The 13,871-nt window shown below is 72.1% G+C and carries 12 protein-coding genes; 7 read left to right on the forward strand and 5 right to left on the reverse strand.

Features of this window, described 5'->3' with window-relative positions:
* Positions 1-138 precede the first annotated feature (138 nt).
* Complete coding sequence (gene glpX / locus OG276_RS12675) at positions 139-1,170, forward strand: class II fructose-bisphosphatase (RefSeq protein ID WP_243335787.1); 1,032 nt, start codon at positions 139-141, stop codon at positions 1,168-1,170.
* An 89-nt stretch (positions 1,171-1,259) separates the two neighbouring features.
* On the opposite strand, the gene OG276_RS12680 is transcribed toward glpX, so the two are convergent.
* The 3 genes from OG276_RS12680 to OG276_RS12690 all read right to left on the reverse strand — a co-directional run bounded on the left by OG276_RS12680 (position 1,260) and on the right by OG276_RS12690 (position 3,197).
* Entirely contained in the window at positions 1,260-1,562 is a 303-nt protein-coding gene (locus OG276_RS12680; protein ID WP_254382915.1) for a WhiB family transcriptional regulator, read from the reverse strand.
* 243 nt (positions 1,563-1,805) lie between these two features.
* Positions 1,806-2,405, reverse strand: a complete 600-nt coding sequence (locus OG276_RS12685) for a TIGR03086 family metal-binding protein (RefSeq protein ID WP_266904932.1) — start codon at positions 2,403-2,405, stop codon at positions 1,806-1,808.
* A gap of 120 nt (positions 2,406-2,525) precedes the next feature.
* A complete protein-coding gene (locus OG276_RS12690; protein ID WP_266904934.1) occupies positions 2,526-3,197 on the reverse strand; it encodes a DUF1707 domain-containing protein in 672 nt (223 codons plus the stop codon).
* 150 nt (positions 3,198-3,347) lie between these two features.
* Here OG276_RS12690 and OG276_RS12695 point away from each other — a divergent pair, with 150 nt between their 5' ends.
* Entirely contained in the window at positions 3,348-5,015 is a 1,668-nt protein-coding gene (locus tag OG276_RS12695) for a fumarate hydratase (RefSeq protein ID WP_266904936.1), read from the forward strand.
* Between the two features lie 137 nt (positions 5,016-5,152).
* The gene (locus tag OG276_RS12700) at positions 5,153-6,115 is read left to right on the forward strand and encodes a hypothetical protein (RefSeq protein ID WP_266904938.1); all 963 of its coding nucleotides are present in this window, start codon (positions 5,153-5,155) and stop codon (positions 6,113-6,115) included.
* Here the strand turns inward: OG276_RS12700 and OG276_RS12705 are convergent.
* Positions 6,093-6,509, reverse strand: a complete 417-nt coding sequence (locus OG276_RS12705) for a hypothetical protein (protein WP_266904940.1) — start codon at positions 6,507-6,509, stop codon at positions 6,093-6,095. The genes OG276_RS12700 and OG276_RS12705 overlap by 23 nt on opposite strands.
* A 146-nt stretch (positions 6,510-6,655) precedes the next feature.
* Here OG276_RS12705 and OG276_RS12710 point away from each other — a divergent pair, with 146 nt between their 5' ends.
* Positions 6,656-7,381, forward strand: a complete 726-nt coding sequence (locus OG276_RS12710; protein WP_323182408.1) for a glycerophosphodiester phosphodiesterase family protein — start codon at positions 6,656-6,658, stop codon at positions 7,379-7,381.
* 93 nt (positions 7,382-7,474) lie between these two features.
* On the opposite strand, the gene OG276_RS12715 is transcribed toward OG276_RS12710, so the two are convergent.
* Positions 7,475-9,022 (reverse strand): ricin-type beta-trefoil lectin domain protein, encoded by a 1,548-nt coding sequence (locus tag OG276_RS12715; protein WP_266904942.1) that lies wholly within the window; start codon positions 9,020-9,022, stop codon positions 7,475-7,477.
* Positions 9,023-9,129: 107 nt separating this feature from the next.
* On the opposite strand from OG276_RS12715, the gene OG276_RS12720 reads away from it, so the two are divergent.
* From OG276_RS12720 to OG276_RS12730, 3 genes are all read left to right on the forward strand, one after another.
* Complete coding sequence (locus OG276_RS12720; protein ID WP_266904944.1) at positions 9,130-10,545, forward strand: aspartate ammonia-lyase; 1,416 nt, start codon at positions 9,130-9,132, stop codon at positions 10,543-10,545.
* A gap of 112 nt (positions 10,546-10,657) precedes the next feature.
* Entirely contained in the window at positions 10,658-11,413 is a 756-nt protein-coding gene (locus OG276_RS12725; protein WP_266904946.1) for a DUF402 domain-containing protein, read from the forward strand.
* Between the two features lie 230 nt (positions 11,414-11,643).
* Positions 11,644-13,836, forward strand: a complete 2,193-nt coding sequence (locus tag OG276_RS12730) for an ATP-binding SpoIIE family protein phosphatase (RefSeq protein WP_266904948.1) — start codon at positions 11,644-11,646, stop codon at positions 13,834-13,836.
* The last annotated feature ends 35 nt before the right edge of the window (positions 13,837-13,871 follow it).

Below are 13,871 nucleotides of genomic sequence, written 5' to 3' on the forward strand. Positions count from 1 at the left end.
GCGCAAGATGTCCGCTCAGGACAATCGGCTGACCGATATGGCGCTCATACGTGACCCGGTCTGCTCAATATGTCGACGTACCGATAGAGTCCAGGGACCCTCACTCCCGGCCGTCGCCGTACAGAAAGGTGCGCTCCGATGACCGAGCACAACCTGCCGCCCCAGCTCGAAGTCTCTCCGGAGGCACCCGACCGCAACCTCGCCCTGGAACTCGTACGGGTCACCGAGGCCGCCGCCATGGCCGCGGGCCGCTGGGTCGGGCGCGGTGACAAGCTCGGCGCCGACGGTGCCGCCGTCAACGCGATGCGCACCCTGATCTCCACCGTTTCGATGAACGGCGTCGTCGTCATCGGCGAGGGCGAGAAGGACGAAGCCCCGATGCTCTTCAACGGCGAGCGGGTCGGCGACGGCACCGGTGCCGAGGTCGACATCGCCGTGGACCCCATCGACGGCACCACCCTGAACGCCAAGGGCATGCCGAACGCCATCGCCGTTCTGGCGGCCGCCGACCGCGGCACCATGTTCGACCCGTCCGCGGTGTTCTACATGGAGAAGCTGGTCACCGGTCCCGAGGCCGCCGACTTCGTCGACATCAACGCCCCGGTCTCCGTCAACATCCGCCGCGTCGCCAAGGCCAAGAACATGGCCGTGGAGGACGTCACGGTGATCATCCTCGACCGCCCCCGCCACGAGGGCATCGTCAAGGAGATCCGCGAGACCGGCGCGCGCATCAAGTTCATCTCCGACGGAGACGTCGCCGGCTCGGTCCTGGCCGTCACGGAGGACAGCGGCATCGACCTGCTGCTCGGCATCGGCGGCACCCCCGAGGGCATCATCTCGGCCTGCGCCATCAAGTGCATGGGCGGCACCATCCAGGGCAAGCTGTGGCCCAAGGACGAGGCCGAGCGCCAGAAGGCGATCGACGCGGGCCACGACCTGGACCGCGTCCTGTTCACGGACGACCTGGTCTCCGGCGACAACGTGTTCTTCGTCGCCACCGGCATCACCGACGGCGAGCTGCTGCGCGGCGTCCACTACCGCTCGGAGACCGCGACGACCTCCTCGCTGGTCATGCGCTCGAAGTCGGGCACGATCCGGCAGATCGACTCGACCCACCGCCTCTCGAAGCTCCGCGCGTACAGCGCGATCGACTTCGACCGCGCCAAGTAGGCCGCGGACGACGGCACGGCATCACGGAAGGGGCGCTCCCGCGTGCGGCGGGGGCGCCCCTTCCGTATGCCTGCGCCGCCGTCGGCGGCCTACGAGGCTTCGCGCAGCTCCCCCGCCCGGCGCCGCCGGCGGGCCAGCACCACCCGGCGCTCGGCGGCCGTCAGCCCGCCCCAGACTCCGTAGGGCTCGGGCTGGATCAGCGCGTGCTCCCGGCAGGCGACCATGACGGGGCAGCGGGCACAGACCCGCTTGGCGGCGTCCTCACGGGAGAGCCGGGCGGCGGTCGGCTCCTTGGAGGGGGCGAAGAAGAGCCCGGCCTCGTCGCGCCGGCACACCGCGTCCGCGTGCCATGGACCGTCCTCTTCCCTGGCCGGCACCCGAGGCTTCGGCACGACCGCCGCCGGGCGCCCCTGAAGACTCTGGACGGCGGCTACCTGCAGGGACTGGCGCGGCGGATGCGGCACGGTCTACTCCTGACGACGTATACGCGAGCGAGAGGCGACGCACCTGTCCCTACCCGCTGCGCGCGCCCCTATGCACCGTGTGCCGCCGATCCGGCCGGTTCGACCGAAAGGTGCTCCCGCCCGGCCCGGCCCGGAGCGCCCCCGCCCGGCCGCGCTCCCGTCACCCGGACGTCACGCGCGCGACGGCGTCCAGTCGGGGCGCCGGCCGAGGTAGGCGAGCAGCGCACCGGCCGGATCGGCGTCCGGATCGGGTGCGGGGGTGAGCGCCGGGCCGTACGCGAACCCGCGCAGCGGCTCGGCGAGCACCCGGGCGGCCGGGCTCAGGGCCGCCGCGAGGGCGGGGGTCAGCGGGGAAGCCTGGCCGGTGGCGACCGCGAGGTCCCAGGCGTGCACGGCCGCGTCGAGGGCGGCAGCGGCGACCGCGGTCTCGGCGTCGAGGGTGAACGGGGGCAGCGGGACGGCCACCTCGGCGGTGCCCGGCTCGACCCCAGCGAAGGCCTCGGCGGCCGCGTCGAGGGCGGGCGCCAGCAGTTCGGCGGGGCTGCCGGTCAGGGTGCCCGTGGGTGCGAAGGGGTCCTCGGCCGGTCCCGGGCCGCCGGTGAGGCGGCCCGCGTAGGCGAGCTGGTCGCCCGCCGCGTGCTGGAGCACTTGGCTGACATTCCACTGATCGCACGGCGTCGGCGCGTTCAGGGCATCGGCCGGTACGGCGACGGCGACGGAGCGCAGGGCGTCGTACGCCTGGTCGAGCAGGTCCCACTTGGATGCGGTCATGGGCCGACCCTACGAGCAACTACCGGCCAAGGGGGCTGGTTCCAGAGCAAGTTGCCAGCGTGTCGGCCTTCCGTCCCGATCAGCGGACCCGCCCCGGGGCACGTACGCCCGCGGCTCGCCCTACCGGCCTTCCCAGCTCTTGCGGAGCCTGTTCGCCAGGTCCACGAGGCGGGCGCCGAGCTTGGGGCGGGCCTCGATGTTGCCCAGCAGCGCGAAGCCGCGGACGATCACGACCGGGGCCTGCGGGTCGGTCTCGCCGTGCCCGTCGCCGCGCACCTCGAAGTTGCCGAGGACCCCGCTGCCGTAGCCGCGCAGGGTGACGTTCTCCGGGACCAGGATCTCGACGTTGCCGAGGATGCTGGTCACGTTGATCTCGGTGACCTGCTGCTCGAAGACCGCCTGGGTCAGGTCGATGCTGATGTCGCCCATGACGGAGACCGCGCGGGTGTGCGCGCCCGGCCGCCAGCGCCCCTTGCGGGAGGAGCTGCTGCACACGGCCACGATCGTCTCGACCGGGGCGCCGGCGGGGGCGCCCACGGCATAGGGCGCCGCCTCCTGCCGGGTCCCGGCGCCGGGAGCGGGCAGGTCCCGTACGAGCACGTCCAGCTCGGCGACCGTCTTCAGCACGTACAGCGAGTCGAGTCGCTCCGAGTGCTCCTCGGGGGTCAGCCGGCCCTCGGCGACGGCGTCGGCGAGGATCTGCGCGATCCGGTCCCGGTCCGCGTCGGAGGCGCGCAGCGCGGGGGCCGGCGCGGGGGCCGGTACGGAGGGGGGCTGCTTTTCCAGGTCCACGCGCCCCAGCATAGCGAGACACGATAGATCGCGATACTGACCAGTGAGCCTTACCTCACAACAAAAGCCGCCGGAAGAGGTCCTACGCTGGATACCGCGCTGCCAAACGGTCGTCAGCGCCGTCTGCCGAGTGAGGGAATGACTGCCGTCATGCCAGAGTTTGCGTACACCGACCTGCTGCCCCTGGGCGAGGACTCCACCCCGTACCGCCTGGTGACCTCCGAAGGCGTCTCGACCTTCGAGGCCGACGGCCGCACGTTCCTCAAGGTCGAGCCGGAGGCGCTGCGCAAGCTCGCCGAAGAGGCCATCCACGACATCCAGCACTTCCTGCGCCCCGCGCACCTCGCGCAGCTGCGCCGGATCATCGACGACCCCGAGGCCAGCGCGAACGACAAGTTCGTCGCCCTCGACCTGCTGAAGAACGCGAACATCGCGGCGGCCGGCGTCCTGCCGATGTGCCAGGACACGGGCACGGCGATCGTGATGGGCAAGCGCGGCCAGAACGTCCTCACCGAGGGCGGCGACGAGGCGGCCCTGTCCCGCGGCATCTTCGACGCGTACACCCGCCTGAACCTGCGCTACTCGCAGATGGCCCCGGTGACCATGTGGGAGGAGAAGAACACCGGCTCGAACCTGCCCGCGCAGATCGAGCTGTACGCGACCGACGGCGGCGCGTACAAGTTCCTCTTCATGGCCAAGGGCGGCGGCTCCGCCAACAAGTCCTTCCTCTACCAGGAGACCAAGGCGGTCCTCAACGAGGCCTCCATGATGAAGTTCCTGGAAGAGAAGATCCGCTCGCTCGGCACGGCCGCCTGCCCGCCGTACCACCTGGCGATCGTGGTCGGCGGCACCTCGGCGGAGCACGCGCTCAAGACCGCGAAGTACGCCTCCGCCCACTACCTGGACGAGCTCCCCACCGAGGGCTCCCCCCTGGGCCACGGCTTCCGCGACGAGGCCCTGGAGCAGCAGGTCTTCGAGCTGACCCAGCGGATCGGCATCGGCGCGCAGTTCGGCGGCAAGTACTTCTGCCACGACGTCCGCGTCGTGCGCCTCCCCCGCCACGGCGCGTCCCTGCCGATCGCGATCGCCGTCTCCTGCTCCGCGGACCGCCAGGCCACCGCGAAGATCACCGCCGAGGGCGTCTTCCTGGAGCAGCTGGAGCGGGACCCGGCGCGCTTCCTCCCGGAAACGACGGACGAGCACCTGAACGACTCCGCGGACGTGGTCTCCATCGACCTCAACCAGCCGATGGACGACATCCTCGCCACCCTCACCAAGCACCCGGTCAAGACCCGCCTCTCCCTGACCGGCCCGCTGGTCGTGGCCCGCGACATCGCGCACGCCAAGATCAAGGAACTCCTCGACTCCGGTGCGGAGATGCCGCAGTACCTGAAGGACCACCCGGTCTACTACGCGGGCCCCGCGAAGACCCCCGAGGGCTACGCGTCCGGCTCCTTCGGCCCGACCACGGCCGGCCGCATGGACTCCTACGTCGAGCAGTTCCAGGCCGCGGGCGGCTCCAAGGTCATGCTGGCCAAGGGCAACCGCTCCCAGCAGGTCACCGACGCGTGCGGCGCGCACGGCGGCTTCTACCTCGGCTCCATCGGCGGCCCCGCGGCGCGCCTGGCCCAGGACTGCATCAAGAAGGTCGAGGTCCTGGAGTACGAGGAGCTCGGCATGGAGGCCGTCTGGAAGATCGAGGTCGAGGACTTCCCGGCCTTCATCGTGGTCGACGACAAGGGCAACGACTTCTTCCAGAACCCCGCCCCGGAGCCCACCTTCACCCACATCCCGGTCCGCGGCCCGGGCCTGGCGTAGCGGTTCACCCATCCGGGGCGGGCGGATGCCCCGCCCGCCCCGGATGGTGTGACGCATCGTCAATTCGCTGTTCTGTATGCGAGTTGACCGAGCGAGACCCTTGACGCACTCCAGGGATCACGCAAGGGTGGCTCTCCATGATCACGACTCGTTCCGCTCCCCGGCTGGCCGCGGCCCTTCTCGCGGTCCTCACCGCCACCGCCTGCAGCTCCGGCGGCGAGAAGGCCGGGAGCGACCGGGCGACGCAGCCCGCCGGGGAGCAGAGCGGGGTTCCCGAGGACGGCAAGGTCGAGGCGAGGGACGCCACGATCGGCCTGGTCCTTCCGATCGACGCCTACGATGTGTCCGACGACCAGATCGTACGGACCGGGCAGGCCCTCAACCTGCTGAACAAGCGGTGCCTCTCCCGCTTCGGCCTGCAGCAGAAGCAACTGCCCGCCTCGACGGTCGTCCAGGGCTCCGCGCACATCCGCCGCTACGGCACCCCCGCCTCGCTCGACATCGCCCAGAAGTACGGCTTCCACATGCCCCAGGGTGACCCCCGCGCCTTCACCAGCGACCAGATGGTGCGCCAGCCGACCGCTGTCGTGGAGGTGTTGCGCGGCATGAAGGAGGGCAGCGGCGAGCCCCTGACCACGTACAACGGGATGAAGGTGCCCGAGGGCGGCTGCGCCAAGGAGTCCCAGCGCAACCTCGCGAACGGCGGCGAGGCCCGCGCCGGACACGCCGAGACCGCCGCGGCGATCAAGGCGCGCTCTTTCGAGACCGCCAAGAAGGATCCGCGGGTGACCGCCGCCGAGAAGCAGTGGGCCGGCTGCATGGCCGCCAAGGGCTACAGCGCCTACAAGGGTCCGTTCGACGCGATCGGCGACCCGAAGTGGAGCGCCCCGAAGGCCACTCCGGACGAGATCGAGACGGCGGTGGCCTCCTGGACCTGCGGCAAGGAGTCCAACATCGTCGGCACCTGGGTGACGGTGGAGACCGCGTACCAGCAGACCCAGATCGCGCAGAACACCGAGAAGCTCAAGGAGGAGCAGAAGACCCTGGAGAGCGAAGCCAAGCGCCTCGACGACATCATCACAGCGGCGGAGGCGCAGTAACACCCGGCCCACCGAGGCCGCCGGACTCCTGGAGGAGGGCCATCAGGTGGCGGGCCTCCACAGGGGTGGCGCGGTAGCCGTCGCGGACGGCGGCCAGGAGCTCCTGCATCGTCAGGCCGAGCTCGTCGCGGAAGGCCTTCAGGGCCGCGCTGCGGGCGCCGCCCACCTGGAGCAGGACCGTGCCCTCGGCCTCCACCACGGCCGCGCGGACATGCTCCGGTGGCCTGCCCGGCCCTTCGTCGAGGTTGCACGTGTCCGGGGCTCCGAAGCCGCAGGTGTCGCACTCCCACTCGGACCTCCACAGCAGCCGGCCCCGCTCGATCAGCTGCCACGCGTGGAAGACACAGCGCGGGCAGGGCTCGCAGTACGTGAATCCCGCCATCGGCTCCGGCATGGCGACACCCTGCCCTGCCCGGTAGGGCCACCGCATCCGGTTAACGTCGGGGACACGACCCCGCACCAGCGCGTTCACCCCGGTTTGCAAGGATTTCCGTATGGCAGCGACGACCCACCTCCCCCCCGGCCCGCGCCACGCGGGTCATCGCTCATCGCGGAGCCTCCCACGAGCATGCCGAGCACACCATCGAGGCCTACCGGCAGGCCATCGCCGACGGGGCCGACGCGCTCGAATGCGACGTACGGCTGACCGCCGACCACCGGCTGGTCTGTGTGCACGACCGGCGGGTCGAGCGGACCTCCGACGGGCGAGGGGTCGTCTCCGAGATGACGTACGAGGAGCTGCGCGCCCTCGACTTCGGGGCGTGGAAGGGGTCCGGGCACGCCGGGGCCCGGGTGCTGCTCTTCGAGGACCTGGTCAAGGAGGCGCTGGCCGCGCCGTATCCCGTCGGGCTGGCCGTCGAGACCAAGCACCCCACCCGCGCGGGCGGCCGGCTGGAGGCCGAGCTCGTGCGACTGCTCGGGGAGTACGGGCTCGCCGACGGCTCCACGGGCCGCGTCGAGGTGATGAGCTTCTCCCGGACCGCGCTGACCCGGATGCACCGCCTCGCGCCGGGGCTGCCCGCCGTGTACCTGATCGAGCACAGGGTCCGGCCGGTCCGGCCCCCGTACGCCACCCACGCGGGCCCGGGCATCGAGCTCGTACGGCGGGATCCGGGGCTGGTGGCCCGGCTGAAGGCGAAGGGGCTCCGGGTGCGCGTGTGGACCGTGGACGAGCCCGAGGACGTGGAGCTGTGCATCCGCCTGGGCGTGGACACGCTCATCACCAACCGGCCCCGGGACGTGCGCAAGCTGCTGCTCGACATGTGAGCCCATGAGGACCCGGCCGGGGTGCGCCGGCCGGGCGTGGGGGTCGTCCGGATCATCGGACCCACGGGGGTACGGGTCCGAGTCCGCAGGGGGCTACGCGAAGCGCTGGTTGGCCGAGCCGTTGCAGGTCTGCAGGCGCAGCGGCTCGTGGGCCGCGGCCACCGTCAGGCACATGCCCGGGGCGGCGGCGGGCCGGAAGGTGGCTCCGTCGCGGACGAACTGCTGGTTGGCGCCGCCGTGGCAGTTCCAGATGATCAGCGCGGTGCCGCCGCCGTAGGTGGCGCCCGGTGCGTCCAGGCAGCGGTCGTGGGTGAGCTCGATGTGCAGGGACTTCTTCGCGGAGTCGTACCACCAGCCCTGGTTGCGGCCGCCGTGGCAGTCCCAGCCCAGGATCTTGGTGTTGTTGGCGCTGGCGCCGCCGTTGGAGTCGACGCAGTTGCCCGTCGCCTCGTTCTTCAGCGGCTTGTACAGGTCGTCCCAGGCCCCGGCCTGCAGGACGGGGGTGCCGGTGCTCGCCGGGTCGGCGCAGGAAGCCTCGCGCAGGCCGGAGGAGTAGAACTGGGTCAGACAGGACGCGAAGGCGCCGTGGCCGCGGTAGTTGGGGTGGAAGGACTGGCGGGCGGTGTTCTCGTCCCACGGGAAGTGGTCCCCGAGGTCGAGGTAGAGGCCGCGGGCCCAGCTGTCCTCCATGCAGACCTCGTGGCCCTGGAAGAGCCGCGAGTTGTCGAGGTAGGTGGCGCCCGCGGCGAGGGCGGCCGCGCGCATCCCCTTCTCGAAGGTGGGCACCGCGTAGTTGCGGCCCCAGGCCGCGTCGGAGTCGTAGCCGGCGCAGCCGCCCGGGAGCTTGCCGGGGAAGTCGGGGTTGTCGTAGAAGTCGGGGCCGATCGGGCTGGGGTAGCCCATCACGACCAGCTTGTAGTCGGAGTCGGCGTAGCCGGCGTCGCGCATGACAGACTTCAGGTCGCCGATCGTCGACTGCACCTTGGGCTTCAGCCCGTCGACGCGTGCCTGCCATCCCGGACCGTACTTCGGCTCGCAGGTGCCCTGGCTGAGCACCCAGCGGGTGACGCAGTCGGTCATGACCGGACCGAACTGCAGGTCGTCGTTGGCCCCGGCGACGAGCAGCACCATCTTGATCTTGGTGTTGCGGGCCTTGATGGCCAGGCTGTCGCTCTGCACCAGCTCGTCGGCGTACTGCTTGCTGCCGCCGATCTTGATGTTGCCCGTGTAGCCGCCGGAGCAGGCCGCGTTGAAGGTGTAGTCGGCCGCGATGCCGGTGCGGTGGATCGCCGCGTCGGGCGAGCGGTGGCACTGGTTGGACGGGGTGTTGGTGGCGGGGTCGTAGTTGCCGACGCCCTCGCCCGAGATCTCGCTGTCGCCGAGCGAGATCAGGCCGGTCTTGCGGTCCGCGAGCGGGCGGATCGCGGAGTCGCCGTAGATCTTGACGGCCTCGGCGGCCCGGATGGCCTCCAGTTCGGGCGTGAGGGATGTGGCCGCGGCAGCCGCGGAGGGCCCCGCGCCGGTCGACGCGTGGGCCATGGGGGTGATGGCGGTGACGCCCCCGAGGGCGGCCGCCGCCGCCGCGACGGCGGCGAAGGTAGATCTGAGTCTGATCCTTGATTGTGTACGGGCACGTGCCATGAACGCCTCCCCGATCTCGGTGTTACCCCCGGTATTTACTGGCCGGTAGGCGAGTTGGGAACAGTCCGAACAAGACAATTGCTCAACTTTTTGAGGAGGCACCACAGATGACCGAAGATCAGCAGCCCGGCGACGCCCCCGAGGCGTTCCGGATCGAGCACGACTCCATGGGCGACGTACGCGTCCCCGCACACGCCAAATGGCGAGCTCAGACCCAGCGCGCGGTCGAGAACTTCCCCGTCTCCGGACTGCGCCTGGAGCGCGCCCACATCGAGGCGCTGGCCCGGATCAAGGCCGCGGCCGCCGCCGTCAACGCCCGGCTCGGCGTGGTCGACGAGGACATCGCCGCCGCGATCGTCTCGGCGGCCGGCGAGGTCGCCGAGGGCCGCTGGGACGATCAGTTCCCCGTCGACGTGTTTCAGACGGGTTCCGGCACCTCGTCCAACATGAACGCCAACGAGGTGATCGCCACCCTGGCCACCGAGCGGCTCGGCCGCGCCGTGCACCCCAACGACCACGTCAACGCCTCCCAGAGCTCCAACGACGTCTTCCCGTCCTCCATCCACATCGCCGCCACGGCCGCCGTCACCGGCGAGCTCATCCCCGCCCTGGAGCACCTGGCCGGCGCGATGGAGCGCAAGTCCGCCGAGTTCTCCCAGGTGGTCAAGGCCGGCCGGACGCACCTGATGGACGCCACCCCGGTCACCCTGGGCCAGGAGTTCGGCGGGTACGCGGTCCAGCTCCGCTACGGCGTCGAGCGGCTGCGCGCGGCCCTGCCCCGGCTGGCCGAACTGCCGCTGGGCGGGACCGCCGTGGGCACCGGGATCAACACCCCGCCCGGGTTCTCCGCGGCCGTGATCACCGAGGTGGCCGCGGCGACGGGACTGCCGCTGACCGAGGCCCGGGACCACTTCGAGGCCCAGGGAGCCCGGGACGCACTCGTAGAGACGTCCGGAATGCTCCGTACGGTCGCCGTATCACTCACCAAGATCTGCAACGACCTGCGCTGGATGGCCTCGGGCCCGCGCACGGGATTGGCCGAAATCAATCTCCCGGATCTCCAGCCGGGGTCCTCGATCATGCCCGGAAAGGTCAATCCGGTCGTCCCGGAGGCCGCGCTGATGGTCGCCGCCCAGGTGATGGGGAACGACGCGGCGGTCGCCGTGGCGGGCGCCGCGGGCAACTTCGAGCTCAACGTGATGCTCCCCGTGATGGCCCGCAACCTGCTGGAGTCCATCCGGCTGCTGGGCTCCGTGAGCCGCCTGCTGGCCGACCGCACCGTGGACGGAATCACCGCCAATACGGCCCGGGCCAGGGAGTACGCCGAGTCCTCGCCCTCCGTGGTGACCCCGCTGAACCGGTACATCGGCTACGAGGAGGCCGCCAAGGTCGCCAAGAAGTCCCTCGCCGAGCGCAAGACGATCCGGGAGGTCGTCCTGGAGTCGGGCTACGTGGAGCGCGGCGACCTCACCCTGGAGCAGCTCGACGAAGCACTGGACGTGCTGCGGATGACCCACCCCTGACCCCGGCCGGGCCGCCCCGTCCCGGGGTCCGGATCCGGTCGTTTCCCGCCCCCGGGCACCTCGGTGACCTGCAGCGCGGCGATCCCCGGGACCCCCGCCCTAAGATCTGCCCATGACAGGTACCGGAGGCCGCGGGGGCGGCAGTGCGCGGAGCTCGGCACGCGGCTCGGCACGCAGTGCGCCGCGGGGTGCGGAGCGGGGCGCCGCCGAGGGCGTCCGCTGGGCGCCCGGGGAGCAGATCCTCTGGCGCTACCGCGATCACGCGCCCGGCACGAAGGGCGCCGTCCACATCTGCCGGCCCGTGACCGTGGTCAGGGACACCGACGAGCTGCTCGCGGTGTGGATGGCCCCCGGGACCGAGTGCGTCAAGCCGGTGCTAGCCGACGGGACCCCGGTCCACGAGGAGCCGCTCGCCACCCGGTACACCGCGCCGCGGACCACCGTACGGTCGCGCTGGTTCGGGGCGGGCGTGCTGAAGCTGGCACGGCCCGGGGACCCCTGGTCGGTGTGGCTGTTCTGGGGGCCGGGCTGGCGGCTCAAGAACTGGTACGTGAATCTGGAGGAGCCCCTGTCGCGGTGGGCCGGCGGGGTGGACTCCGTGGACCACTTCCTCGACATCGCCGTCTACCCGGACCGCACCTGGAAGTGGCTGGACGAGGACGAGTTCGCGCAGGCCCAGCGGTCCGGCCTGATGGACCCGGAACAGGCCGGGCGCGTACGGGAAGCCGGGCGCGCGGCGGTGGACGTGATCCGGGCCTGGGGTCCGCCGTTCTGCGAAGGCTGGCAGGATTGGCGACCGGACCCGGCCTGGGGCGTACCGTCCCTGCCGGAGGACTGGGACCGCACCCCGGCGCATATGACCTCATGAGACCCTTGATGCGCCCCCGGGGTGCAATCGTAGGATCGTCCTCCGCCGGGGTGTCGGCGGTCAAATGTCGCCAGCAGAACAGCATTTGACCTAGGCCGACGCGATAACGAGAGGTAACGAGCGGGACGCGGAAACGCGGGGTGATGGTGTCCCCGCCGCTGAGCGGGTATACCGCGACTGACCGAGTTGAGTGCAGCGCACATCGAGCGCAAACGGACGGAATGCCACGCGTGACGGAGTACCCCACCTCTCAGGAGGGCCCCCAGCCGGTTGCCTCCGGCGGTCGGACGGACGAGCCCGGCCACGGCACGGAGGAACTGGGCCACGGCAAGGCCCCGCTCCCGGCGGCCGAGGCCGTGCGCACGCATGCGCAGCCCCAGGCCGCGGACCTGCCCCGACCCCGCGGCACGGCGGAGGCACCGTCCGCCTCCGACGGTGCCGCGGAGCCCGGCGATGCCGCTGCCGCGCCCGGCCAGGGCGCGGCCCGGGTCCGGGCCGGCCGTGACGAGGCCGCGGCCACCGCGGCCGGCGGAGCGCGCAGCCGCGACGGCGAAGCCGCCCGAGAGGCGACGGCCCGGGCCGGCGGCGCGTCTGGACAGGGCGCCGGCGGGTCCGGCTCCGCGTCCGGGCCCGTCAGCGGCATCGGGGTCGACGCGACCATCGCGCGGCGGGAAGGCGACCGGCTGCGGTTCGTCGGAGCCGCCACCCGGCGGATCGCGCGCGGGATCGACCTCGACGAGATCGTGCTCGGCCTGTGCCGGGCCACCGTGCCCACCTTCTCCGACGCGATCCTCGTCTACCTGCGCGATCCCCTCCCCGTCGGCGACGAGCGGCCCGTCGGACCGGTCGTTTTAAGGCTCCGCCGAACCGACCGGCTCCGGCCGATCGACGAGTTCACGGGAGCCGCGGCCGGCATCGCCGGGGCGATGACGCCCGACGGCGAGCTCGACTTCAGCCAGCTCGCCCTGGTCGGCCCGCAGGGTGACCTGCCCGCGGCCGAGCTGTGCGAGATCCGCCCCGGCGGGGCGCTGGCCGAGGTGCTGCGCGGCGTACGGCCCGTCTTCGGGTCCTCCGCCGCCGCCCGCGCCGCCCTGCCGGAGCTGCTGGGCGCCGACCACCCGGTCCCGCGCGGCCAGCGGGCCATCCTGGCCCCGCTGCGGGGCCGCCGCCGCGTCATCGGCGCGGCGGTGTTCCTGCGCACCCCGGAGCGGCCCGCCTTCGAGACGAACGACCTGCTGGTCGCGGCCCAGCTGGCCACCCACACCGCGCTGGGCATCGACAAGGCCGTGCTCTACGGCCGCGAGGCCTACATCGCCGACGAGCTCCAGCGCACGATGCTGCCCGACAGCCTCCCCCAGCCCACCGGGGTCCGGCTCGCCAGCCGCTACCTGCCCGCCGCCGAGACGGCCCGGGTCGGCGGCGACTGGTACGACGCCATACCCCTGCCCGGCAGCCGGGTCGCGCTCGTCGTCGGCGACGTCATGGGCCACTCCATGACCTCCGCCGCGATCATGGGACAGCTCCGCACGACCGCCCAGACGCTGGCGCAGCTCGACCTGCCGCCCGCCGAGGTCCTGCACCACCTGGACGAGCAGGCGCAGCGCCTGGGCTCCGACCGGATGGCCACCTGTCTCTACGCCGTCTACGACCCGGTCTCGCACCGGATCACCATCGCCAACGCCGGCCACCCACCGCCGGTCCTGCTGCACCTGGGCGGCCGCGCCGAGGTGCTGCGCGTGCCCCCGGGCGCCCCCATCGGCGTCGGCGGCGTGGACTTCGAGGCCGTGGAGCTGGACGCCCCGGCCGGGGCCACCCTCGTGCTGTACACCGACGGCCTCGTCGAGTCCCGGCTGCGCGACGTCTGGACCGGCATCGAGCAGCTCCGCGAACGCCTCGCCACCACCGCGCAGCTGACGGGCCTGGATCACCCGCCGCCGCTGGAGGCGCTGTGCGACGACATCCTGGACATGCTCGGCCCCGGTGACCGGGACGACGACATCGCGCTGCTCGCGGCCCGGTTCGACGGGATCGCGCCCAGCGACGTGGCGTACTGGTTCCTGGACCCGGAGGAGACCGCTCCGGGCCGGGCCCGCCGGTTCGCCCGCCGCGCGCTGGCGCGCTGGGGGCTGGAGGAGCTGGAGGACTCGCTGGAGCTGCTGGTCAGCGAGGTCGTCACGAATGCCGTGCGGTACGCCGAGCGGCCCGTGACCCTGCGCCTCCTGCGGACGGACGTACTGCGCTGCGAGGTCGGCGACGACTCCCCGCAGCTGCCGCGCCAGCGCCGGGCGCGGGACGACGACGAGGGCGGCCGCGGCCTGTTCCTGGTGAACCGGATGGCCCGCCGCTGGGGTGCCACCCGGCTCAGCAGCGGCAAGGTCGTCTGGTTCGAGCTGGCGCTGCCGGGCACGGCCGAGAAGCGCTGACCGCCCTGCCGTCCGGGCCGCCACCCGGACGCACC

The organism is Streptomyces sp. NBC_00086 (assembly GCF_026343255.1).
Taxonomy (GTDB): Bacteria; Actinomycetota; Actinomycetes; order Streptomycetales; family Streptomycetaceae; genus Streptomyces.

Excerpts from the sequence above, each read along its gene's own strand:
- glpX (WP_243335787.1), top strand. The coding sequence starts at position 139 with ATGACCGAGCACAACCTGCCGCCCCAGCTCGAAGTCTCTCCGGAGGCA.
- OG276_RS12685 (WP_266904932.1), bottom strand. The coding sequence starts at position 2,405 with ATGACCGCATCCAAGTGGGACCTGCTCGACCAGGCGTACGACGCCCTG.
- OG276_RS12695 (WP_266904936.1), top strand. The coding sequence starts at position 3,348 with ATGCCAGAGTTTGCGTACACCGACCTGCTGCCCCTGGGCGAGGACTCC.
- OG276_RS12700 (WP_266904938.1), top strand. The coding sequence starts at position 5,153 with ATGATCACGACTCGTTCCGCTCCCCGGCTGGCCGCGGCCCTTCTCGCG.
- OG276_RS12705 (WP_266904940.1), bottom strand. The coding sequence starts at position 6,509 with ATGCCGGAGCCGATGGCGGGATTCACGTACTGCGAGCCCTGCCCGCGC.
- OG276_RS12715 (WP_266904942.1), bottom strand. The coding sequence starts at position 9,022 with ATGGCACGTGCCCGTACACAATCAAGGATCAGACTCAGATCTACCTTC.
- OG276_RS12720 (WP_266904944.1), top strand. The coding sequence starts at position 9,130 with ATGACCGAAGATCAGCAGCCCGGCGACGCCCCCGAGGCGTTCCGGATC.
- OG276_RS12725 (WP_266904946.1), top strand. The coding sequence starts at position 10,658 with ATGACAGGTACCGGAGGCCGCGGGGGCGGCAGTGCGCGGAGCTCGGCA.